Annotated in this window: 17 protein-coding genes; 8 read left to right on the forward strand and 9 right to left on the reverse strand. The window is 58.9% G+C overall.

The features are described 5' to 3' along the window. Nucleotides 1-4: 4 nt before the first annotated feature. The 6 genes from dgoD to OHL13_RS07100 form a co-directional block, all read right to left on the reverse strand. Nucleotides 5-1,168, reverse strand: coding sequence for a galactonate dehydratase (gene dgoD / locus OHL13_RS07075; protein WP_263409428.1), 1,164 nt, complete (start codon nucleotides 1,166-1,168; stop codon nucleotides 5-7). Beyond that, nucleotides 1,165-2,574 carry a hypothetical protein gene (locus OHL13_RS07080; RefSeq protein WP_263409429.1) on the reverse strand — a complete coding sequence of 470 codons (1,410 nt, stop codon included), beginning with the start codon at nucleotides 2,572-2,574 and terminating at the stop codon, nucleotides 1,165-1,167. Before OHL13_RS07080 ends, dgoD begins: the two co-directional genes overlap by 4 nt. Next, nucleotides 2,564-3,337 carry an IclR family transcriptional regulator gene (locus OHL13_RS07085; RefSeq protein WP_263409430.1) on the reverse strand — a complete coding sequence of 258 codons (774 nt, stop codon included), beginning with the start codon at nucleotides 3,335-3,337 and terminating at the stop codon, nucleotides 2,564-2,566. Before OHL13_RS07085 ends, OHL13_RS07080 begins: the two co-directional genes overlap by 11 nt. A 24-nt stretch (nucleotides 3,338-3,361) precedes the next feature. Further along, complete coding sequence (locus tag OHL13_RS07090) at nucleotides 3,362-4,957, reverse strand: SLC5 family protein (RefSeq protein ID WP_263409431.1); 1,596 nt, start codon at nucleotides 4,955-4,957, stop codon at nucleotides 3,362-3,364. 65 nt (nucleotides 4,958-5,022) lie between these two features. Next, complete coding sequence (locus tag OHL13_RS07095; RefSeq protein ID WP_263409432.1) at nucleotides 5,023-6,060, reverse strand: dihydrodipicolinate synthase family protein; 1,038 nt, start codon at nucleotides 6,058-6,060, stop codon at nucleotides 5,023-5,025. Then, entirely contained in the window at nucleotides 6,047-7,078 is a 1,032-nt protein-coding gene (locus tag OHL13_RS07100) for an NAD-dependent epimerase/dehydratase family protein (RefSeq protein ID WP_263409433.1), read from the reverse strand. Before OHL13_RS07100 ends, OHL13_RS07095 begins: the two co-directional genes overlap by 14 nt. 142 nt (nucleotides 7,079-7,220) lie before the next feature. Here OHL13_RS07100 and OHL13_RS07105 point away from each other — a divergent pair, with 142 nt between their 5' ends. Genes OHL13_RS07105 through OHL13_RS07120 form a run of 4 tightly spaced genes read left to right on the forward strand, consistent with a single transcriptional unit; the run spans nucleotide 7,221 to nucleotide 10,955 of the window. Next, on the forward strand, nucleotides 7,221-8,054 hold the full coding sequence (locus OHL13_RS07105) for an MBL fold metallo-hydrolase (protein ID WP_263409434.1): 834 nt from the start codon (nucleotides 7,221-7,223) through the stop codon (nucleotides 8,052-8,054). Beyond that, the gene (locus OHL13_RS07110) at nucleotides 8,051-9,019 is read left to right on the forward strand and encodes a Gfo/Idh/MocA family oxidoreductase (RefSeq protein ID WP_263409435.1); all 969 of its coding nucleotides are present in this window, start codon (nucleotides 8,051-8,053) and stop codon (nucleotides 9,017-9,019) included. The genes OHL13_RS07105 and OHL13_RS07110 overlap by 4 nt, the downstream gene beginning before the upstream one ends. Beyond that, nucleotides 9,019-10,074: a M20/M25/M40 family metallo-hydrolase gene (locus OHL13_RS07115; RefSeq protein ID WP_263409436.1), complete on the forward strand. Its 1,056-nt coding sequence runs from the start codon at nucleotides 9,019-9,021 to the stop codon at nucleotides 10,072-10,074. Before OHL13_RS07110 ends, OHL13_RS07115 begins: the two co-directional genes overlap by 1 nt. A 35-nt stretch (nucleotides 10,075-10,109) precedes the next feature. Further along, on the forward strand, nucleotides 10,110-10,955 hold the full coding sequence (locus OHL13_RS07120; protein ID WP_263409437.1) for a fumarylacetoacetate hydrolase family protein: 846 nt from the start codon (nucleotides 10,110-10,112) through the stop codon (nucleotides 10,953-10,955). Nucleotides 10,956-10,992: 37 nt separating this feature from the next. Here OHL13_RS07120 and OHL13_RS07125 read toward each other — a convergent pair whose 3' ends face one another. The 3 genes from OHL13_RS07125 to OHL13_RS07135 all read right to left on the reverse strand — a co-directional run bounded on the left by OHL13_RS07125 (nucleotide 10,993) and on the right by OHL13_RS07135 (nucleotide 14,404). Further along, entirely contained in the window at nucleotides 10,993-12,384 is a 1,392-nt protein-coding gene (locus OHL13_RS07125; protein WP_263409438.1) for a sensor histidine kinase, read from the reverse strand. Beyond that, entirely contained in the window at nucleotides 12,381-13,061 is a 681-nt protein-coding gene (locus OHL13_RS07130; RefSeq protein WP_263409439.1) for a response regulator transcription factor, read from the reverse strand. Before OHL13_RS07130 ends, OHL13_RS07125 begins: the two co-directional genes overlap by 4 nt. 86 nt (nucleotides 13,062-13,147) lie before the next feature. Beyond that, complete coding sequence (locus OHL13_RS07135) at nucleotides 13,148-14,404, reverse strand: hypothetical protein (RefSeq protein WP_263409440.1); 1,257 nt, start codon at nucleotides 14,402-14,404, stop codon at nucleotides 13,148-13,150. Nucleotides 14,405-14,661: 257 nt separating this feature from the next. Here OHL13_RS07135 and OHL13_RS07140 point away from each other — a divergent pair, with 257 nt between their 5' ends. From OHL13_RS07140 to OHL13_RS07155, 4 genes are read left to right on the forward strand one after another with little or no spacing between them, the layout of a single operon-like run. Then, on the forward strand, nucleotides 14,662-18,021 hold the full coding sequence (locus OHL13_RS07140) for a carboxypeptidase regulatory-like domain-containing protein (protein ID WP_263409441.1): 3,360 nt from the start codon (nucleotides 14,662-14,664) through the stop codon (nucleotides 18,019-18,021). Between the two features lie 15 nt (nucleotides 18,022-18,036). Continuing rightward, nucleotides 18,037-19,257 carry an alginate lyase family protein gene (locus tag OHL13_RS07145; RefSeq protein ID WP_263409442.1) on the forward strand — a complete coding sequence of 407 codons (1,221 nt, stop codon included), beginning with the start codon at nucleotides 18,037-18,039 and terminating at the stop codon, nucleotides 19,255-19,257. 17 nt (nucleotides 19,258-19,274) lie between these two features. Next, nucleotides 19,275-21,740 carry a glycoside hydrolase family 2 TIM barrel-domain containing protein gene (locus OHL13_RS07150; protein ID WP_263409443.1) on the forward strand — a complete coding sequence of 822 codons (2,466 nt, stop codon included), beginning with the start codon at nucleotides 19,275-19,277 and terminating at the stop codon, nucleotides 21,738-21,740. Further along, nucleotides 21,737-24,034: a glycoside hydrolase family 88 protein gene (locus OHL13_RS07155; RefSeq protein WP_263409444.1), complete on the forward strand. Its 2,298-nt coding sequence runs from the start codon at nucleotides 21,737-21,739 to the stop codon at nucleotides 24,032-24,034. The genes OHL13_RS07150 and OHL13_RS07155 overlap by 4 nt, the downstream gene beginning before the upstream one ends. Nucleotides 24,035-24,051 lie beyond the last annotated feature (17 nt).

The raw sequence follows: 24,051 nt of genomic DNA on the forward strand, positions 1-24,051 counted from the left end.
CGTTCTACCAGTCTGCCACCGAACCATCACGATGGTTATAAGCCATGGTGACTTCCGGCTGGAAGGGATACTTCGCTGCTTCCTTCTCGTTGATGTCGATACCCAGTCCCGGCTTGGTCGGCGCCGTGCACTGGCCGGCTTCCAGGGGAATGAACTCGGTCACAATATCGTTGCGCCACGGCACATCCGCGCGCACCATCTCCTGGATCAGGTAGTTCGGTGTAGCGAAACCAACGTGCGTAGAAGATGCCGTGCTGACCGGACCCTGCGGATTGTGGCAGGCAACCGAAATCTGGTAGGCCTCTGCCATCGCCGCAATACGGCGAGCCTCGCTGATACCACCGCAGTGCGAGACATCCGGCTGCACGATCGAGCAGCCACGCTTCTCAAACAGTTCACGGAACTCCCAGCGGCCGACCAGGCGCTCCCCGGTTGCGATAGGCATGGGGAGATGACGCGCGACCTCCACCAGTCCGTCAATGTGCTCGGGCCAGCAGGGCTCCTCATACCAGTACAGGTTATAGTCCACCAGCATGCGGCCGAACTGAATCGCAGCAGCAGGCGTACAACGCGCATGCAGGTCCAGCATGATGTCGAAATCGTCACCAACAGCATTGCGCATCGCCTCAACGCATTTTGCTGCGCGCTTCAGCGTTGATGCGCTCTCGATGTATTCCGACACCGGGATCGGCATGGCCTTCACTGCAGTGAAGCCCTTTTCCACGCTGATCTGAATCCGCTCGGCAAACTCGCTCGGATCAATCGTCTTATACATGTTTTCGAGCAGGCCGCCGCCCAGGTGGTCGTAGAAGCGAAGCGTATCGCGCACCGGCCCACCCAGAAGGTTGCAGACCGGTTCGCCCAGGGCCTTACCTTTGATGTCCCAAAGAGCCTGGTCAATGCCACTCATCGCCGAGTAGTTCGTGATGCCACCACGCCAGAAATACTGGCGATGCATAATCTGCCAGATGTGCTCAATGCGACGGGGGTCCTGGCCGATGAGCAACACGCTCAAATCTTCTACCGCGCCAACCACGCCTTTCGTCTTCCACTCAAGCGTCGCTTCGCCCCAACCATACAGGCCGGGCTGGTCTGTTTCTACCTTCACAAAAATCCAGTTGCGCATGCGAGCATTCACAACCAGGGTTGAAATCTTCGTAATCTTCACACGTGCCTCACTTCATCCAATAGTTCGTTCATTACTTTCAGCGTCGTCGCTACAACAACGTCCGCCGCATCTTCTGAGAAAGGTGTCGCCGCCACCTCGTACCCACCGGTCACATACGCTTCTCGATCGGGGATATAGCCGAACCCGCCATTCGAATAGCCCGACACGAAGGTGAACGACGAAGGTGCCTGCTCTCGGATTCGTGTCCCAATTGATGAGAACGGCTCACCCGGCATGGAGACCAGGGCAATCTCCCCGATACAAATCACCTGTAACTGCCATGGTGTGTGTGTTTTTTCGCTGTAGAGATTTGCGTTGCCAAGCCGCCAGCCCATCTGCGTCGCGCGCGCCTGTAAACGGCGCATCTCCTCCGTCTTCCCTGCGATGCGCAACTCCTGTACCTGCGCCCACAACGTATCCAGGTCAGCCGCAATCTTCTCTGCAGCTTCCTGTCTGCGAATGGGCAACTGCATCGCAAGCGAGCGAAACGCAAGCTTCGGTTGCACCTGCGGAAGCGACTCATAGCTGTACTGCGCGATGTTCGCGCCGGATGGCATCACCGACTCAAAGCGTGCCGTCTGCGGTTGTGTGGCAAGTGCACCGGCAACAGCAGCCGCTGCCAGCCCAAGCTCATGACCAAGCTGGTGATAGATCGAAAGATCGCCCGTAAATCCACGACGCGGTCCAAGATCGCCTGCCGCGCCTTGCAAAAAGACGCACACGCCACCAATCTCACGCTCCACAGTCTGCCGCATCGGCCCGGGATAATCCGGAGAAAATCGTACATTCTGCCAGCCGCATGTCGTCGGATGACAGGCGTAGTGCACCACGCTGGCAAACGCCGCACCGTCTTCGCAATCAAACCGGATGACTCCAAGCGAGTGGTCCGCAGGAACATCTTCGTTGACTCCAACGACAGTCCCGCCATCCGGCGCAACAACCCGGCGGTTGCGATTGATGAATGCCTGTCCCTTGCCCGCAGCAACACGCACCGGGACCATCTGCTGTAAAGCCTGCCATGCCGCACCGGCGATACGCAGCGGAAGACCCTCAAGATAGCTGATGGCCATATCCAGGCCATCGCCGATGTTCTTCAGGCGAAAGGTATTCGGCCCCGCATGAGTATGGCTGCAGGAGAACCGGATGGCATTCGCCGGTACACCGGTCAACTGCTCCACCGCAGTTACGATCTTCGTCGTCCAATCCGTATCGAAGCCAATCGCATCTGCGTCGATGATGAGCACACGCGTGTCGTCCTGCTGTAAGGCAAGCGCAGTAACGATCATGGGCATATCCGCACCCACACCACGCTCATGCGTCTGGGCTCCCCAACCTCCTTGCGGAGTTCCAGGGGCCGGCGTAATGTCACACCGGCCAACTCCGGCCAACAGTACGCTATTCTGCATCGTCAACACCACTCTGCAAACGTTCGGCGATAATCCGTGCGGTGTGATGCAACCGTGCCACCAGCGCGGGAATTAGGTTGTCGCGAATCTGCTGTGTTGTTCCAGAGACACTCAGTGCCGCGAGAAATTCATTGCGAACACTGAACATGGGGACAGCAAGGCAGCGGATGTCCAGCTCTTCTTCCTGGTTATCCAGCGCATAGCCCTGCTCTGCCACGCGACGCAGTTCTTCCCGCAGCAGGCTGGTCATCGTGATGGTATTCCGGGTATAACGTGCAAAGACGCCGCGCGACAGAACCTTCGTACGGAAGCCCTCGGAGGCGTATCCCAACAATACTTTGCCAACCCCGGTGCAATGCAGGTTCGTCCGCTTACCCGGATACGTCTCCATGCTGACCAGTCCCGGCCCCTGTACTTTCTGGATATAGACAGCCTGTGTCTGATCAAGGATGGCGAGGTGGCTTGTCAGCAGTGTTTGCGTCGAAAACCGGCGCATTGGCCGCAGCGCGGCAACGGCCATACGATCCGGCCGCACAGCATCCCGGCCAAGCATGTATGCCTTGGTCGACAGCATGCAGTTGCGTTGCGAGGCATCGCGTGTCAGGTAGCCGCATCGCTCCAGCGTAAGAGCAATCGTGTGTGCCGTGCTGCGCGGAATCGCGAGCTTCCTGCTGAGATCAGCAATGTTCATACCGCTTTTTGCATAATCAAGAGCTTCGAGCATGGCGAACGCCCGCTCGACCGCTGGTACGCTCTTCGTCATTTGCATTCGTTCTCCCTTCCCCCACTAACCAATTGAGGTGTACGGACTATGGAATTGAAACCACGTCATGTAGCTGTACAGCGCAAGTGCCGCGATCACGAGAAGAGCCCACCAGAGCATGGGACTTCGCAGACCACGATTCAACATCTGCTCCGCAGCTGGCAGCCGCAGATAGCTCTTGTTCCACACCACGGAATCCACAACCTCTTTGGGGGAAGGGCGGGTGCATAGCGATACAAGGAACATGAGAACCAGGCAACTTATCCAAACCAGGAACGTACGGTTTAGATAGTTGTTGTACGGGCGAAGCCACGATACATGGGGGAAAAGGATGTATTGAACGAAAGCGGTATACGGAAAACCGAAGAAAAGCACCGTCGTTGCAGCGGCCGATGTTGCGCGACGCCACATCACACCAAGCAGGAACACTACTGCGATCGGTGAAGCGACCCACGCACCAACATCCTGGATCAGGTAAAAGACGCCATACTGTCCACGCGCCAGCCAGATCGATATGGCTACGGCGATCACCAGAATCACAAAGGAGCTAAGAGCACCAACACGAACCAGGTGTTTCTCACTTGCATTCGGTCGCACCAGCGGGCGGTACAAATCCATCGTGAAAACGGTGCTGGAAGAGTTGAGTACCGACGCAAGATGTGACAGCAAAGCACTGGCAATACCGGCCATCACAATACCGCCAAGCCCCGCCGGAACGACTGCCCGTACCAGGCGAGGGTACGCTTCATCCGGGTCAGCCAGACCCGGGAATAGCCTGTAAGCGACGATGCCGGGGACAACCACGAGAAACGGGATCACCAGCTTCATAAAGCCGGCGAAGATCACACCGACGCGCGCATCCCATTCCGTGCGGGCGCCAAGACATCGCTGCACGATGAATTGGTTGGTGCAGTTGTACCAGATGCCAATCGATAGGAAGAGTGTGAAAACACCGAACCACGGATAGTTCGGATCAGTGGCCGGATACAGAATGCGGAACTTATGGGGTGCCGCATGCATCAGCGCCTGCATCCCCCCAACCTTATGAACACCGGCAACCGCAACAATCGTGCCACCGATGGTCAACATCAGGAACTGAATAAAATCAGTCCACGCAACAGCCTTCAAACCGCCGTAGATCGTATAGCTGCCCGCAAGTACCGCTAACCCGATGGTGGTGTACATGGGGTCAATGCCGAACATGCCGTTCAACGCCTTCGCTCCGGCCAGAATCACAACCGCCATCTGTGCAACGATCCAAAGCACAAGGGACGCAACCGCGAACAGGTATCGACAGGTTTTATTGAAGCGCCGTTCCAGAAACTCCGGCATGGTGTAAACGCCACCGCGGAGGTAGTACGGAAGAAAGACCCAAAGCAGGACAGAGAGCGTGAACCAGTTTCCCCACTCCCACTGCGCTACAACAAAACCTACCGAATACGCAGCACCGGCCATTCCGATGAAGTGTTCGGTGCTGATATTCGCGGCGATAATGGAACCGCCAATCGCGTACCAGGGCAGTTCTTCACCTGCAAGAAAGTAGCCGCGCGTACCCGAGGACGAGCGCCGCGCGACCCAAAGACCGAGGAGAACATTGAAGAGCAAATACGCTGTAAACACTACGCGATCTGCTATCGAACCAAACATTTTGCCTTCCCCGGTCGAAAAATTTTGCTGGCTGCTTCTTACGAGAGCCAGGAGTCGAGGTTCTGCTTCACAAAGCCATCATCCACAAGGTGCGGATATGCAGCGATCACGCGATCGATCTCTTCCATCTGCCCCGGGGAAAGCTCTTCCTTCGGATTCAGGCACCAGCGGCCCTGCATCAGGCCTTGCCTGCGTAGAACCTCGTGAATCCCCGCAATGCATCCGTGGAAGTGATTTGCAACATCGAAGATGGCCGCGTTCATATCGGTCACTTCTCCATTGCGGATCAACCACTGGTCATCAATCGCTCCACCCTGGGCGACAACATCCTTGATCTCGCGATGCAGAGCCGCGGCACGCTCCGTCCACACAGCCCAGTGCCCCAGCAGACCGCCCTTCATCCGGACAGTCTTGCCCCCATATTGAAACGGCGAAAGCAGGTCCAACACGATATGGTCATCGTTGCCGGTGTAGAGCGTAATCTCTTCGCTGCGTCCGCTGGCAATCACACCACGCAGTACGTCCTGCGTGGCATAGCGATGGAAGGGCGCGATCTTGATTGCAATCACGCTCTCAATCTCCGCGAACCTGCACCAGAACTCATACGGGAAGATGCGTCCACCCACCGCAGGCTGCAGGTAGAAACCGATGATTGGCATCACCGCGCCTATTGCCCGGACATGCGCCAGAATCTCATCGACCGGCGCATCCCCCATGGCTGCAAGACTCAGCAAGGCAGCGTTGTAGCCAAGGTCGCTAGCAATCTTCGCCTCGGCCAACGCCTGATCTGTTTTGCCGCAGACACCAGCGACCATGATCAAATCGCTGCCCTTCAATGTGTCCGCGGCAAGCTCCAGGACGGGCTGGTAGAGCCCATACTGCTTCTCTCGAATCTCGAACTGCGTGGAGTGCACCCCCACAGCTACACCGTCTGCTCCCGCAGCCCGGTAATAACGCGCAAGCGCCCGCTGATGGCGCTCATCCAGCTTGCGCTCTACCGTCAGAGCCAGAGGGTGGGCAGGGATCACGGCGCCCTGGCTTAGCTTCAACTTCCAGTTGGCCTTAGAAACGTCCATCGCGACTCTCAAATTTGGTGGGTTTGCCCAGAGTTGTTCCGCCAATCTCAAGCCAGTCGGCGGTCATCTCAAACAGTTCGTCTTCGTTCAGCTCAGAAGGCCCCAGCAGCTCCGTGCACAGACGCGCATCACTCAGCAAAGCCGTGGGGGCTTCTTCGCCCTTGAAGCGCGGAGTTACACCGAAACGCTTCCCAAATTTTTCTGCCGCTTCACGGACTGAGATTGTCTTAAGACCAGTGACATTCAGAATCCGCGCCGGCGTTCTGCACAACGCAAACGAACGCAGGCAATAGGAATTCGCATCGCCCTGCCAGATCACATTGGCATGGCCCGTGGTCACGTCAATCTCCACGCCGTCCTTCACCTTCTGGCCAATGTCGACCAGCACTCCATAACGAAGGTCAACCGCATAGTTCAGGCGATAGATCAACGTGGGCGTTCCGTATGCATTTGCGAAGTACTCGAAAATCCGCTCGCGTCCCAGCGCCGACTGCGCGTACTCACCGCGAGGATCCGTCGGCGTCTGTTCATTCGCGCCAGGCTTGTCGACCGGCATAAACGGATAGACATTGCCTGTCGAGAACGCAACCATGCGCGAAGTGCGGAAGCGATTGGCCGCGAGTCCAGCCACCCAGACATTGGTTGCCCACGTCATCGGCTGGTCGCCAACAGAGCCAAACTTTCGGCCAGCCATAAAGACCACGTTCGCTGCATCCGGCATGCGGGCATAGCTTTCCGGATCAAGCAGGTCCGTCTCGATCAGGTCCACGCCATCACCGTGCGCACTGAAGACACCTTCCCGATCCTTGCGAACCACCGCAATGACGCGATGCTTCACCCCTGCCTCCTGGATGGCGCGCTTCATACGCACCACCAGGCTTGGCCCCATCTTGCCGCCGGCGCCAAGCACCAGCACGTCACCGTTGAGCTGCATGGCTGCTGCAATGTCCGCGGCATTCGGGCGTGTGAGCCGTTCTTCAAGCTCTGCTTCGTTCTGAATTTTTTCTTCTAAGATCACTGTGTTCTACTTGGTAGAATTTGTTCTACTTGAGATACAATGACCTTAGAGTCGATGTCATCCGTTGTCAACGGAGATTTTCACGAACCTTGATTTTCCATTCATCAATCCTGCATATTGCGCGACAGAAGGCGGTGCATCCATGAACCGGCTACGCTGCACACATACACCTTTGCCCGCTGACAGCGCAGACCGCATGGCGTTGCTCCGCAACACCGATGTACCGCGGAACGGCCTTCTGGTCTGGTTTCTTGGTCAGAATGGTTTCGTACTCAAAACCTCCGGCGGCGCACTGATCGCGATTGATCCGTACCTGAGCGACAGTGTTGCGGAAGAGAATCCGTCTCATCCGCTGGATTTGCGACGCACCTTTCCGGCACCGATCGCCGCGGAGCACCTTACCGTGGACACTGTGATCTTCACGCATTCTCACGGTGATCACCTGGATCTCCAGACCGTCGCATGCTTGCCTGGTGCGCCGGCCTTTCTTGCTCCCTGGGACGCAGAGCAGCGACTCCTTCACGCTGGATACGATGCCGGCCGCATCTTCCTGCTCCATCCCAATCAGGAAGTAACAGTGGATGGTGTCAACGTAAAAGGCATCTTTGCATTCCCCACTGATACTACGGACCTGAACCATATTGGCGTGCTGATCCAGCCGAACGCCGGCCCCTCCTTCTACAACACAGGAGACACGGCCTATGCTGAGCACCTCAAGAAGCTGCTGCCTGCGGAAGTCGATATCTGCGCCATCTGCATCAACGGAGGGTTCCATAACCTGACGCACGCCGAAGCCGCGCGCATCATTGAGACCATTACCCCCGATACCGTCATTCCGACGCACTACGACCTGATGGCATGCAACCAGTCTGATCCGGAAATGTTCCGGGTTGCACTGCAGACATCTTCTATCAGCAGCCGCTATTGCCGCTTGTCCACGGATCACATGTATCTCTTTGAGAAGGACGTGGCATGATCAGGCGTTTGCTTGTCGCGCTTCTTACAGGAGCATCTGTCTGTGGCGGTGCACAGGATCTGCGTCTTGGCATCGTCGGCACGGACTCCACCCATGCCGTAGAGTTCACGCGCACCTTCAATGACGCCTCGGCTCCAAACCACACCGCCGGCGCGCATGTAGTTGCCGCGTATCGAGGAGGCAATCCCGCGCTGACGCTGAGCCGCGACCGCATCGAACGGATTTCGACGACGCTCTCGCACGAGCTCTCCATCCCTTTTGTAACAGCGATTGCTGAACTCTGCCCAAAGGTCGACGGCATTTTGATCCTCAGCGTTGACCCAGCATCGCGTGTGCGCGAGTTTGAGCAGGCTGCCTCCTGCGGCAAGCCTGTCTTTCTCGACAAGCCTCTCGGCGGCTCTCTGCCAGACGCTCTCCGGCTCTCACGTATCGCGGCCAGGAAACATGTTGCGTGGTTCACCGCCTCCGCTCTGCGATACTCCATCACAACTCCCCCCGTCTCTCTGCAGGCAGCCGAACTGTGGGGCCCCGGCGATCTCGGCAGACCCGACCAGGGCTATACATTGGATCTCGCCTGGTATGGCATTCACACGCTCGAAGCCATGTACGCGTTGCTGGGTCCCGGCGTAACGCAAGTCTCCCGCACCCAGCATGGCGATGCGGACACGCTCCACTGCATCTGGCAGGACGGACGCACCGCAACCGTTCATCTCATCCGGCCTGACTATAGCTTCGGCGCACTTCTGTTCCAGCAAGGCGCAAACCAGCCAGAACGCATAGACCTCAAGGTCAGCTATCCAGCGTTGCTGCAGCAGGTGGTTCTCTTTATGAAGACAGGCAAGCCGCCTGTATCTTCGGAAGAAACTCTTGAAGTCTTCCGCCTGATGCAGGCATCCCAGGTAAGCCTTCGCCACCACGGCGCGCTCACGGCACTCAGCTATCCAACATCACAGAAAGACAAGTAATGCACGATTCCCTTTCGCAGGTCGACCCCTTCGCACTCACGCGCCAGTTGATTGAAATTGAGTCGCCCACCTTTCATGAGAACGCCGTCGGAAAGTTCCTTGTAGAGACGTTGACCGCGCTTGGCTACGCCGTAGAGACGATGCCCGTTCCACAGCCGGACCCCGCCCTTGTTCCCGGAGCCGGGACGCTGCCACGCTTCAATGTCTACGCCGTGCCTCCAGAAACAAATCCGGAGATCGTCTTCTCCACCCACATGGACACTGTTCCGCCGCATGTTCCTTTCCGTGAAGACGATGACTTCCTTTACGGCCGGGGAGCCTGCGATGCCAAAGGCATCATTGCAGCGCAGATCTGCGCATCCCAGCAGCTTCTTGCACAGGACATCCCAACAGGACTCCTTTTCCTGGTGGGAGAAGAACGCGACTCCGCCGGAGCCAAGGTTGCGAATAGGAAGCCACGCGGCTCACGCTACCTGATCAACGGGGAACCCACCGATAGCCGCCTGGCCCTTGCCTCAAAAGGATCGCTCCGCGTTGACCTGCGCGCTCACGGCAAGATGGCCCACTCCGCCTATCCAGAGCTTGGGGAGTCCGCCATCGCCAAGCTCGTAGAGGTGCTGCACGACATCCAGCAGCTTGAGCTTCCCGTGGAAGAGACGATCGGCCCTTCCACCTTGAACATCGGCCTGATCGCCGGAGGGCGTGCGCCCAACGTTGTTCCTGATGAAGCCGAGGCGCACCTGCTGATCCGTCTCGTCGGTCCGGCGGAGGCGATGAAGCAATTGATCGAGTCCACCGTTGCCTCCCGCGTCGATATCTCCTACTCGTTTGAGGTCCCCCTCGTGCGCATGCGCGCGCTGGGCGATATCCCCACCATGATCGCCAACTTCACCACGGATATCCCCTCGCTCACGGCGTGGGGCGAGCCCTTCCTTCTCGGTCCCGGCTCCATCCACGTTGCACACACGCCGAACGAGCGGATCTCCAGGCAGGAGCTGCTCGATTGCATTGAGCTTTATGTACGCCTCGCCGGCATGCTCGCAGCCATCGCGTAAACCAAGTACTCTTATCATCACCAAGGAGAACGATCTTGAAGCTTCTACGATATGGCGCCGCTGGCGCAGAGCGTCCGGGCATTCTGGACAGTGACGGCAACATCCGCGACATCTCTTCCATCGTCCCCGACCTTGCCGGGCAATACCTCACGCCGGAGGGGATCGGGAAGATTGCGGCAGCGGATACGACATCTCTCCCGCTGGTTCCGGGTAACGTTCGCCTCGGCTCCTGTGTCGCACAGCCGGGCAAGTTTCTCTGCATCGGTCTGAACTACTCTGATCACGCAGCTGAGTCCGGCATGGCTGTGCCTGCGGAACCCGTGCTCTTCATGAAGGCCGGCTCCTCCATCTGTGGCCCCAACGACAACGTCATCATTCCCCGCGGCTCCGTGAAGACGGACTGGGAGGTCGAGTTGGGCGTCGTCATCGGCAAAAAAGCCAAGTACGTCTCCGAAGCTGAAGCGCTGAACTACGTTGCGGGCTATTGCGTCATCAACGATGTCTCCGAGCGCGCGTTCCAGTTGGAAGGCACCGGCCAGTGGGTCAAGGGCAAGAGCGCGGACACCTTCGGCCCAACAGGACCCTGGCTTGTGACCCGCGATGAAGTGCCAGACCCGCAGGCGCTCTCCATGTGGCTTGAGGTGGACGGCCATCGCTACCAGAACGGCACCACCGCCACCATGGTCTTCGGCGTCGCTCACCTGGTCAGCTATCTAAGCCGCTTCATGAGCCTCCACCCCGGCGACATCATCTCCACTGGCACGCCTCCCGGCGTTGGCCTTGGCCAGAAGCCGCCGGTCTATCTGCGTCCCGGTAACGTGATGCGCCTTGGAGTCGCGGGCCTGGGAGAGCAGCAGCAGACCGTCGTCGCCGACGAATAGATCCTCTCCTCACGGAGAGACTCAGGCCACCGGTTCTCTATTCGGCCTGTCTCTCCGTGAGAGGAAGACACACCGTCGCCACTGCGCCGCCGCGCGGATGGTTGGCAATCTCAATGCTGCCCCCCGCCCGTTCACAAATAGCTTTGCAGATTGAGAGTCCCAGGCCGGTCCCCCCGCTCTTGCGGCTGCGCGACGCATCTCCACGGTAGAAGGGCTCAAACAAGTGCGCGAGATCTTCCTCGCGAATGCCCTCTCCATGGTCTCGAATCGTCAGTATGGCTGTCTCTCCATCACGACGCAGACTTACTTCCACCTGGCTATTGTCATGGCTGTGCTGCAGCGCATTCACAACCAGGTTCGAACATAAGAGTGCAGCATCCCGAGAATCCAGGCCGACAACAACAGAAGCAATCGGCGAAAGCGACACCGCAATGTGCTTCATCGCGGCAAACGCGTGACTTTGCGTCACCGTGTCCTGCAGTACCTGGTGCAGAGCACACGAAGACGGAATCGCATCGGCAGGCTGTTCCAGCCGTGCCAGGATCAACATCTTCTGAACCGTCTCTTCCAGCCGGGTAAAGTCATCCAGCCCTATCGCAAGGCCCTTGGCGTATTCCTCGGCCGTACGTTCCCGCATGGTAAGCAGTTGCAATGATGACTTCACAATGGCGAGGTCTGTTTTAAGCTCATGCGCCGCATCCCGCGTGAAGCGTCTCTGCTGCTCAAACGATCGCTGCAAACGTCCCACAGTCCGCTCAATCGCGGCTCCTAGCGGGCGCAGCTCTTCATATTGCATGGCCGTTTCCGGAGGCGTAAAGCTCCAGTGGACAGAGGTCACCTTATCCGCTTCTCCGGCAAGCAACAGGATCGGCGACAGGAGCCGACGCACCATCCATACCAGCAGGATCGCCGTCAGGCCCAGTAGCAGGGCCGTGGCTCCGGCAAAAAATCGCGTCGCTTCAAAGACCTCGTGCCAGATGCGGTCAACCGGCTGCCCATACACAATGTTGACGCGCCGCACCACACTCCCCGGAGCCCCGGCATCCACGACGCGCTCCCCCGCCAATGCGAAGAAACGATAAGCCCGCCGATGGACCTTTCTGTTCAGAAAAGAACCGTCGACCGGGACCTCATCCGGCATCACACCAGCCATGCCTAGCACCTGCCCACGGTCATCCATCACCCGGTAAATCGCATGGGGTCCCAGGCTGATGCGTTCCTGGTTCAGCGAAACATTGCCCGTGTCCCCAGCCTCCTGCACCGCGCCGAACAATGAGTTCGCGGATGCGCGCAAATTGGCATCGAAGGTCTTGTACTGGTTCTGCCGCTCGTTCACGGTGACGGCAACAATCAGGAAAACCCCGGCAAGCCCTTCCAGCAACAGCACGGCCGCAATCAGCCGTCTCGCAATAGAGTTGGACCACCTCACGACGAAGCTTCCTGGCTCAACCGGTAGCCGCGGTGCCGCAGCGTCTCAATCAGTGGTTCATTCCCTGCCTGGTTCAGCTTCCGGCGCAGGTTTGAGATGTGCGCCTCAATCACATTGGAGTGGTGCTCCCACTCGAAATCGTAGAGATGCTCCAGAAGCTCTCGCTTGGAAACAACCGCTCTCGGACGATAGGCAAGGTACTGCAGAATGCGGTACTCCATCGGAGAAAGGTCGATCTCCTGGCCACATCTCTTCACAACCTGGCGCACTGTGTCTATCTCCACGTCCGCGATATGAATAACGGCAGAGGGCACGCCCTTGGCGCGCCGGATAAGCGCTTTCACCCGGGCCAGCAGTTCTCCCAGGTCGAAAGGCTTGGCCAGGTAATCGTCAGCACCGTTGTTCAACAGATCGACGGTCGTCTCTTTCCCTTCCATCGCCGTAAGAATCAGCACCGGGGTATGCAGCTTCATCTGCCGGATATCGGAAAGGACCTTCTTACCGCTCTTTCCCGGCAACATCAGGTCCAGGATGATGGCATCGAAGACGTCCTGCGTCGCCAGTTGCGATCCTGTAATTCCGTCGGCTGCATGGTCCACCGCAAACCCGGCCTCGCGCAGCGCCTGCATGATGTTCTCCGCAAGCCGCTTTTCATCCTCAACAATCAGCAGACGCACAGTTGCTCCCCACTCAGCATATCCTCGCAGATCACCCTTAAAGCAGGCTGAAGAATCAGGATGAAGCAAAGCCCGGCGAGTTCCCGCTACCAGCTATAGAAGGCCTCGACCGATGGCGCACCCGTCTTTCCATCGATCACGCTGGTCTTCAGAACAACCTCAATATTCTTCTGGCTGAGGTCTTTGCCAAGACGCTGGCTTAACCACTCCAGGTAGTGAGGATTCGTTGCAAACTCAGAAGCAGCTTCGCTTCCATTTCGTCCAAGTCCTGCCAGGACGACGATCACGCTGCCGGTGGTCTGATTGCGGAAGCGCGCAACCAGCGCGTAATCATCGGCGCTGGAATAGGACAGCGATGTATCACGCTGCCAGTGTTTCCCTGCATCCTGGCTATCCAGAATCACGCCTTCCGGATTCACGCTGAAGTGATAGCGCAACCCGGAAAGCAGCCGGATACTCCAATCGTTGTTGTAGCCCCCCAGCAGGATCACCGGCCGGTCGCGGAGCTCATTCAACGGCAGCCCGACCGACGAACGCACCTCGTACATGGCACCTTCGCGCTGCAGCAGACCGCCAAGCTGTCCAATGGCAGTCGCAATCTGCATCGAGACAAAGGGGTACTGTGTGTCCTTCCCTGCTGTCACGACTCCGGAAAGATTGTTCGGAGCGAAGACCACTCCCCCCGGGCAGATCAGCGTCCTCTGTCCTTCACCCACCACCGGCCGCCAGAACTGGTCCAGCACATCCGGCGGATGAGGACGAAAACGCCATCCAGTCACCGCAATCGCAGCCAGGAGCAGAAGACTGATTCCTGCTATCCAGACAGGTCGTCGCTTGTCCCGCAAGGAGACCCGGTCTCCCCTGTCGACAGCCGCGGCCTCCGCACCCCAAACCTGGGTCACTGGAACAGCCGATGCTTCTTCCTTAATAAGGATTGCGCCGGCTGCCGGCTCGTCGGCAATCAGGAACTCCGGTGTATACGATCCCGACGGGAGGGTGATCTGGACACGGCCATCCGGGTGGTCGTGGTAATAAAGCGACAACCTCTTCCGAACTTCGCCTGCGGTAAACCGGACGATCGTATCGGCGTTGGTGTCGTAATCCGGTGGCCGCTGGAAGACTTCGATGCCGAGCGTCCGCTCCTTCAGGTCGCCCCGGCCGGTCAGGGCACTCTCGACGACATACCGCAACAGGGCCGGATAGCGCTTGCTGTTGCAGAAATGCGTGCTGGCCAGAATCGACTCAAGCTCCTGCTGAACCCATTCACGGTCCTGCCCGTTTACCGGGTGCCACACCGCCCTGTCTGTCTTCAAAATGCTCATATTCCAGGCAGCAGCCATCATACTGCAACGAATACACCTTCGTCCCACGTTTGAAACAAGCTGCAACAAAATACCTATCCCATTGTTTCAAAAAGACTTAAATCTTCCACTCCGGATACAAACCGTGAGTCACTTGCCATCGGTTCTTTGCGGCAAAGATGGTGGGCCCTGCTTTGCCTACATGCCTTTTAAGGACAGGAAGGGTAAAGCTCCGCAGCGTGGCGGAGGCTCTGGCACACGGCGCACATAGAAACGCCAGGGCGTTTTAGGAGGTTCGTATGAAGTTGTTCGGCAAACTACTGCTGCTTCTGCTGCTGGTCGCTGGTATGGCGCAGGCGCAGCTCACCACCGCCACCATCGTCGGTAATGTGCAGGACTCCACCGGCGCGGTTATCCCCTCGGCCCAGGTCACCGCCACCAACCAGGAAACGCAGTTCACCCGCACGGTGACCTCCGGCGCGGACGGAGCCTACCGGCTCGACTTCCTGCCCGTCGGAACCTACACCGTAAAAATTGAGGCCGCCGGCTTCCAGACCAGGCAGCAACAGGGTGTCGTCCTTACCCTGAATGCCGAGATCCACGTCGATGCCGCCCTCTCCATCGGTGAAGCCTCGCAGACCATCGACGTCACCTCCAACGAGATTCCACTGGTCGAAACGACCACCTCCTCGCTTGGACGCACCGTCACCAACGTCGAGGTCGACAACCTCCCCATCGTCAACCGCAACGTCTATGACCTGCTGACCCTCACCCCCGGCGTCCAGGCCAGCTCCAACGTCAACACCCTCGGCTACCCGCAGCAGGTGGTCTACATCAACGGTGGTACAGACAACTTCGTCGGCTCGGTAAGCTACTACCTCGACGGCGGTCTGAACATGACCTTCATCCGCAACACCGGAAACGTTCTTCCCAACCCGGACGCCCTGCGGGAGTTCAACGTCCAGACCAACAACTACAACGCTCTCTACGGCCGCATGTCTTCCGGCCTGGTGAACGTCGTCACCAAGAGCGGCACCAACAAGGTTCACGGCTCCATCTTCTACTTCCACCGCGAGACCAACTTCGCCGCCGCTCCGGCCTTCAGCGCTCCCGGACCGAAGGCTCCGCTGCACCGGCATCAGTTCGGCGCCACCATCGGCGGCCCCATCTGGAAGGACAAGACCTTCTTCTTTGGCTCCTATGCCGGACTTCGCCAGATCACTTCCAGTATCCTGAACGGCGCCCTGGTACCCACCGCTGCGCAGCGCGCCGGTAACTTCGGCGAAAACCTGCCCACCTCCGGCACCCCGGCAACCTGCACCAGCAATACCTCCAGCATCGTCTTCGTTGTCTGCGACCCCGTTACCCGTACGCCGCGCCCGGGCAATGTGCTTGCCGCCAGTCAGATCGACCCCACCGTGCAGCGTCTGCTGGCACGCATCCCGCTGCCCAACGCCACCGGCGTCGATACCGCCACCGGTCGCACCACCTATCGTTGGCAGGGCACCATCGCCAACACCCTGAACACCGACGAGTTCCTGCTCAAGATCGACCACCAGATCGGCCAGCATCGCATTCAGGGCATGTACTTCAACACCGCCGGCAACCAGCAGCAGAGCCCCGGTGGCAACATTGACTGGTCGCGTCAGAACTTTGTCTACCGCCAGCAGAACGGCAACCTGTCTGACACCTGGGCTATCTCGCCCAACGTCGTCAACCAGGTCTGGCTCAACTACACCCGTATGATCGGCGGACGCATCAACACGCCTCAGCTCTCTCTGTCGGACTTCGGTTCCAGCTTCGGCATCCAGGGCGCTCCCATGCTTCCGCAGTTGGCCGTCAGCGGTTACTTCACCGCAACCCAGGCCATCAGCGGCCCCGTTACCGGCACCAACTTCTATTCCTTCCGCGACGTCCTCAGCCTCACGCGCGGCAAGCACACGCTGGCCTTCGGCGCGGAAACCTCGCTCAACAAGGACCTGCAGTACACCTACCTGAATAACTACGGAGTCTTCGCCTTCCAGCGCAGCACCACCGCACGCACCGGCGCAGAGATCTCGGACTTCGTCGCCGGTCTGCCTGCCACCATGAACCAGGACTCGCCCGTGCAGGCTGCGGACAACTCGTGGTTCACCGGCGTCTTCCTGCAGGACGACTACCGCATCTTCCGCAACCTGACCCTGAACCTTGGCCTGCGCTGGGATGTGCAGACCCCGCCCACCGATCCGAAGAACCGCCAGTCAGCCTTCATCCCCGGCCAGAAGTCGACCGTCTATCCCACCGCTCCCACCGGCCTTGTGGTGGTTGGCGATCAAGGCATCAACCGCGGCATCGTCTCCACCCGCTGGCACCATGTCTCGCCGCGCGTCGGCTTTGCCTGGGACCCCTTCGGCAACGGTCGCACCGCGGTTCGCGGAGCTTTCGGACTCTTCTTCGGCTCTGTCTCCGGCAACGAGTGGAACGGCGTCTCCAACTTCCAGCCCTTCGCCGTCCGCAACCGGTATGCCTTCATCAAGTCGATGACGGACATCTACGGCGATCCGCGTTCCTTCCCGAACGGTAACCCGTACCCCTACGTCTATGACCCGAAGAACCCGCGCCCCTTCATCACACCGGCACAGGTCCAGGGTATTGACCTGGCGTACCAGTGGCCCTACGTCTATCAAACCAACTTCTCCATCCAGCAGCAGGTCACCAACAGCCTCGCTGTCAGCATGAGCTACGTTGGCTCCTTCAGCCACGATGTACCGTTCGCTCCCGACGTCAACTACCCGGTCTACGCCACGGCGGCAAACCCGGTCAACGGAGTCACCACCAGCAACGCCAACAACTTTGATTCCCGCCGTCCGTACAATCCGCTCGGCTTCGGCATCATCAACGTCATCCAGTCCAAGCAGCGCGCCAACTACCACGGCCTGCAGATCACCGGAGAGAAGCGCCTCAGCAACCAGTTCTCCGTGAAAGCCTTCTACACCTGGTCCAAGACGCTCTCCACCGCCTCGGTCAATAACAGTGGAGCGGTCATCGGCACCGCGCAGGACTTCAACCGCATGCAGGACGAGTACGGCAGCAGCGATACCGACATCCGGCACCAGGCCAACATTTCGGCGATCTGGAAGCCGGTTCTCTTCACCGGTTCGCCGCGCTACGTCCGTGAAACCATCAACGGCTGGACCATCTCCGGCATCGCGCAGTTCAACGCCGGTACTCCTTTCACCGTAACCACCGGCACTGACAACAACTTCGACGGCTACACCACCGACCGCGCCAACCTCTCCGGCAAGGCCGACGTAGGCATCACCCGCGGCCGTTCGCGTGCGGACAAAATCGCTGCCTACTTCAACCCAGCTGCTTTCTGCTCCTACACCGGCAGCACCGCTACCTGCCCCGCCGGCGTCGGTCCAGCTGGTCTGGATGGAACCACCCGACGCAACAACTTCTTCGGCCCCGGATATCGCGTCGTCAACGCTGCGCTTTTCCGTGACTTTGGAGTGTACGAAGCGGTAAAGTTCCAGCTCCGTGCTGAAGTCAATAATGTCTTCAACCTGGTCAACCTCGGCAACCCGACGACATCGCTGAACTCTGGCAACTTCGGCAAGATCACCGGCGCCTCCGGTGTTCCCCGTCAGATCCAGATCGGCGGACGCATCCTTTTCTAACCCACGGGAGAAAACGTGAGCAAGCAAACCATCGAAGTATCCCGTCGTATCTTCTGCACCGGCGCCGCCGCAGCTCTGCTTGAGCTGCCGGCGGCCCGGCTGCGGGCCCAGCATGCAACCTCCGGCTACGACCTGGTTGCACGTACTGACCGTCAGCGTATCCTCACCGCTGCGAAAAAGTATCTGCCGCTTCAACCAGCCACGATTACCGCCTTTCCCTCCCCTAAAACTCCAGGCGGTCCCCACGACTTCTTCTCGGAAGCCGACTATTTCTGGCCCAACCCAGCGAACCCCGACGGTCCCTATGTCAATCGCGACGGCCAAAGCAATCCGAACAACTTCAACGGCCATCGCAAGGCGATGATTGCGCTCTCTATCCAGATGCCTGCACTCACCTCCGCCTGGCTGCTGACGGGGGACAAGCGTTACGCCACACACGCTGCAAACCACCTGCGCGCCTGGTTCATCACGCCGGAAACGCGCATGAACACCAACCTTGAGTTCTCACAAGGCGTTCACGGCGTTACCACAGGTCGCAACTACGGCATCATCGACACCTTGCACCTGGTCGAGGTCGCGCGCGCCGCCGCGCACATCGCGCCACAAATGAACGCAGCCGAACGTGAAGCTCTCTTCACATGGTTTCGTGAGTACCTGCACTGGTTGAAGACCAGCGAAAAAGGCATCGCCGAAAAGAAGACGTTGAACAACCATGCCGTCTGCTGGGCACTTCAGGCAGCCGAATTCGCGCGCTTGATCGGCGATCAGCAGACTCGCCGCGAAGTCGCCGAACAATATAAGACGATCTTTATTCCCGATCAGCTCGGTACGGATGGCAGCTTCCCAAAAGAGTTGGCGCGCACCAAGCCTTACAGCTACTCCATCTTCAACTTCGATGTCGCAGCCATGCTCTGCCAGTCGCTCAAAGACAGCGGTGACAACCTGTTCGACTTCAATCTGCAGGACGGCCGTGGTATCTGCAAAGCATCCCAGTTCCTCTATCCCTACCTCAAAGACAAATCCGCGTGGCCTTACAAGAAAGACGTGGAGCACTTCGATGCTCTGCCCGTGCGCTCACCCGGTCTGCTCTTCTGCGGACTCTCCTGCAGCCGCCCCGAATACCTGGCGTTGTGGAAGACGCTGAACCCCGACCCCGTCGACGCAGAGATCATCCGCAACTATCCAGTCCGCCAGCCGCTGCTCTGGTTCCCGGAACATACGCGCCACAAATCTTAAGCGCGAGAAGAGAACAAATGACCATCACACGCCGATCCTTTCTTGCAGGCGCTGCCTGCCTCGGAGCGATGAAGACTCCTTTGCTCGCCTCTGCCCTGCAAAACAGCGATGCCGCTGCAGTCTCAACCCAACTGCTCTCCGGCGACTGGGAGTTTTACCGTGGCCCCCTCGATCCCAGGTTCCAGGTCTGGCACAGCGAAGAACTCGTGACCTGGCAGAAGGTCTCGCTTCCCCATTGCTTCAATAGCTACGACGGTTGCGACCCCGATATCCCCGCGTATCGTGGCGATGGCTGGTATCGCACCAGACTCAGCGTCAGGAACCCCTATCCCAATGGCCGCACGCTGCTGCACTTTGAAGGCGCAGGTCAGCGGTCTGAGGTGTACCTCGGCACAGAACGCGTCCATGATCACACCGGTGGATATGACGAGTTCATGGTCGATATCACCGAGGCCTGCGCTCGCCTGAACAAAGGCAAAGATATTCCGCTCGCTGTACTCTGCGACAATGGTCGCGATATGGAACGCATGCCTTCGGACCTGAGCGACTTCACGCTCTACGGCGGCCTCTATCGCAACGTATGGCTTGTGTATGTTCCGGCCATTTCTTTTGAAGCCGTTCACACCACCGTCAGCTTTGAGCCTGGAAAGCCCGCGCACATCGCCGTTACCTCCCGGCTCTATGCACCGCAGCAGTCTGGCACAAACCTCGACCTCCTCGTTACGATCCTTGATCCCGCAGGCAAGCGCATCCACAGCAAAACCCTCCAGCGCGCCGCATGGACCGGCGAAGTGGAACTAGCCTCTTTCCAGATCGACACACCCCAGCTCTGGTCACCAGCCACACCGCAGCTCTATCGCTGCGAGGTCACACTCGAATCCGCTTCCGGCAAAACCTCCGCAACTCATCGTTTCGGAATCCGTCACACACGTTTTGAAGAACACGGCCCCTTCTATCTGAATGGCGAACGCCTCCTGCTGCGTGGAACCCAGCGTCACGAAGACCACGCTGGCTATGCTGCGGCAACACCCGAAGAGATCCTGCGCAAAGAGTTCGCGCTCATCCATGCCATGGGTGCCAACTTCATCCGGCTGGCCCACTACCAGCAGTCACGGCTTGTCCTCGATCTTTGCGACGAATACGGTCTGCTCGTATGGGAAGAGGTTCCCTGGTGCCGCAGCGGTGTCGTCAGCACGCTCTTCCGTCAACGCGGTCTTGACCTGATGCGCACGATGATCGATCAGCATCGTAACCATCCCTCCGTCTTGTTCTGGGGACTTGGCAATGAAGATGACTGGCCCGGTGAACCCCATGGCGAAGAACATGACCAGATTCGCGCGTACATGACCGAGCTTCGCGACCTGGTCCATAAGCTCGATCCCTCACGCTACACCTCCTTCCGCCGTTGCGACTTCGCCAAAGACATCCCCGATGTCTACTCCCCCTCCATCTGGGCTGGCTGGTACAGCGGCAGCTATGTGGAGTATCGCGATGCACTCGAGAAAGCCCGCAAGGCAACTCCCTATTTCTTCCACGCCGAGTGGGGCGCGGACAGTCACGCTGGCCGCCACGCGGAAGACGCAGATCCCATGCTCGCCCATATCCTCACAGGGCACGGCACCGCAGAAAAAGGCTTCGATTACAAACTCACCGGGGGCACACCCCGCATGTCCCGCGATGGTGAGTGGAGCGAAACCTACGCCTGCGATCTCTTTGACTGGTACCTGCAAACGCAGGAGTCACTTCCTTGGCTGACCGGAACCGCACAGTGGATCTTCAAAGACTTCACGACACCACTGCGCGTTGAGAACCCCGTTCCGCGCGTCAACCAGAAAGGCCTCACAACCCGCGACCTCACACCCAAGGAAGGCTATTACGTCTTCCAGTCCTACTGGGCAAAAGAGCCCATGCTCCGCATCTACGGCCACAACTGGCCCGTACGCTGGGGCAAGGCCGGCCAACAGCGGCTGGTGCGCATCTACTCTAACTGCGCGGAGGTCGAGCTGTGGCTCAACGGAAAATCACTGGGCAAAAAAAAGCGCACACCGGATGACTTCCCCTGCAGTGGGCTTCGCTGGGACGCGGCCTTCCGTGCAGGCGAAAATGAGCTTCGCGCCGAAGGCCGCCTAGGCAACAGTCTCGTCAAAGATTCCGTCCGCTTCACCTATCAGACCACAGCATGGTCAAAACCAGCGAAGCTATCGCTACGCACGGTGAGCGACACCTCGGACCACACTACCGTCGAAGCCCGTCTTCAGGATACTGCCGGAGTTCTTTGCCTCGACTCACGCGCAGTTGTCCGTTTCTCTCTTGCCGGGAACGGTACTTTGCTTGATAACCTTGGTACGCCCAACGGGTCGCGTGTCGTACAGCTCTATAACGGCCGTGCAGAAATCAGTCTGCAACACACTGGCGCTGTGGTTGCAGGCGTGCACGCCGACGGCATGGAATCCGCATTCCTCACACTGGAGAAAACACGTTGAAGCTCCTCCGCATCACCACAGGCGCTGCTCTACTATCAGCGGCCTTCCTCACTCCACTGCTCGCGCAGGACAAACCAATGTCTGGCGCGCAGATATCCGCCGCGGCCGGTGACACCATTCCGGATGGTGGCCCTCTTGCAACAGACCTCTCCGGCGCCATCAAGCGGTCAGACATCCAGAAGGCCATGCGCAAGGTAGCTGACTGGCAACTGGCCTACTCTGAAGGCAAGTACAACCAGGACTGGACCTACGGCCCACTCTACCTCGCCATGCTGGCAACCTCCGACATTACAGGCGATGCCAAATATCACGATCGCGCCGTCAAGCTCTTTGACCAATACCAGTGGAAGCTCTGGGCCAACCGTCCCTTTCATGCGGATGACGAAGTCATTGCGCAAGCGTACGAGCTGCTCTACCAGGAGAAGGCCGATCCCAAGCGCATCGCCGATGCTCGCGCCACCTTTGATCGTCTGATCGAACGTACGGACGATCCTGCGAAGGACCTCTGGTGGTGGTGCGATGCTCTGTACATGGCCCCGCCTGCATTGGCGCGCATGTCGTTGATCACCGGCGACCATCGCTACATTGACAAGATGAACCAGGAGTGGAAGCTCACCCAGGAACATCTTTACGATCCGGAAGAGAAGCTCTTCTTCCGCGATGGCAGCTTCCTGAAGAAGACTGAGGCCAATGGCAAGAAGCTCTTTTGGAGCAGAGGCAATGGTTGGGTTCTGGCCGGCACAGCAAACGTTCTGAAGGCCCTGCCGAAGAATGATCCATCGCGTGCGCAATACATCCAGCTCTTTAAGGAGATGTCCGAGCGTATCGCCGGTCTGCAGCAGCCAAGCGGTCTGTGGCGCACTGGCCTGTTGGATCAGACATCATACGACCTGGATGAGATCTCCGGCTCAGGCTTCTTTACCTACGCCATGACCTGGGGCATCAACGAAGGCATTCTTCCCCGCTCCAAGTATGGTCCGGTCGTGGAGAAGGCGTGGGCCGCCATGGTGAAGCACGTCTTCGCCAACGGACGTCTCGGTTCCATCCAACCTATTGGTGCCGCGCCCGGACAGTTCACCACAACATCCAGCTACGTCTACGGCGTAGGAGCCTTTTTGCTGGCCGGCTCGGAGTTGGTTCGCTATGCAGGCAAGGGTAAGCCCTCCGCAAGCCTTCTGCTCACCACCCCCGGGACAACGGCCCGCCGCGATGAAGTGCTGGACCTGCCGCTTACCGACGTGAAGCGACACCTTAACTCAATCGATGACCTGGTCGCGCGTAATCACGCAACGGGAAAGCGTCTGCTCACACAGATCTACTCCTCGCATGCGGAAGGCCCCGCTGACCGCTTCCTGATCCTTACCGATGTTGCTCCCGGTTCCACCACCAGCGTTGAGCTGGCGGTGGAGCCCGGCGCAGTTCCACTCTCCTCCAAGGTCACCGCGCGCGATGTTCCGGAGCGTGCCGATGACTTTGTCTGGGAGAATGACAAGGTGGCCCACCGTGTCTATGGCCCTGCGCTGCAGGCCACGGGCGAAATTACCTCAGGCATCGACGTATGGTCCAAGCGCGTGACTGACTTTGTCAGCAACACCTGGTACAACCGTGACAAAGATAGCCAGAAGCAGCACAACCCCAACCTGAGCTACCACCACGACAACGGCGACGGCCTTGACTCCTACGAGGTCGGTCCTTCGCGTGGCATGGGCGGCGTTGGCATCTGGGTGGATGGCAAGCTGGCCAACTCCAAAAATTTTACCCACTCACGCATCCTTGCCAAGGGGCCCATCCGCGTTGACTTCATCCTCGACTATGCTCCCTGGCAAGCGGGCGATAAGACTGTTACCGAGAGCAAGCGGGTCACGCTCGACGCAGGCACACGGCTGAACCACATGCGCTCCACCTTTACCTTTGCGGGTGGCGGCACCGTGGAAGCGGCCGCGGGCCTGGCCATGCACAAGGGCACGGAGATCAAACAGCTTCCCGCCATTGGCGCTATCTCCGCATGGGACACACCCCAGACCGCCTCCGCAGGACATTTCACCACCGCCGTTATGCTGAGCGGCAAGCAGCCCTTCCGTTTTGCCGGCGTTCCGATGCAGGGCAAAACTCCCGGAGACAGTCTTCTGCTCTTCACCGTGCGCTCCGGCGGCACCATCGACTACTACGCGGGCTCCGGCTGGTCCCAGGACGACATGCCTGACTTCAATACCTGGAACAATTATCTGGAAGATCGCTACAAGCAGATGCAGTCGCCCGTGAAGTGGACCTGGGCCACCAGCAAAGCACGCTGAAGTCTTCCAATCGCGCA

Source organism: Terriglobus tenax, assembly GCF_025685395.1.
Classification (GTDB): Bacteria; Acidobacteriota; Terriglobia; order Terriglobales; family Acidobacteriaceae; genus Terriglobus; species Terriglobus tenax.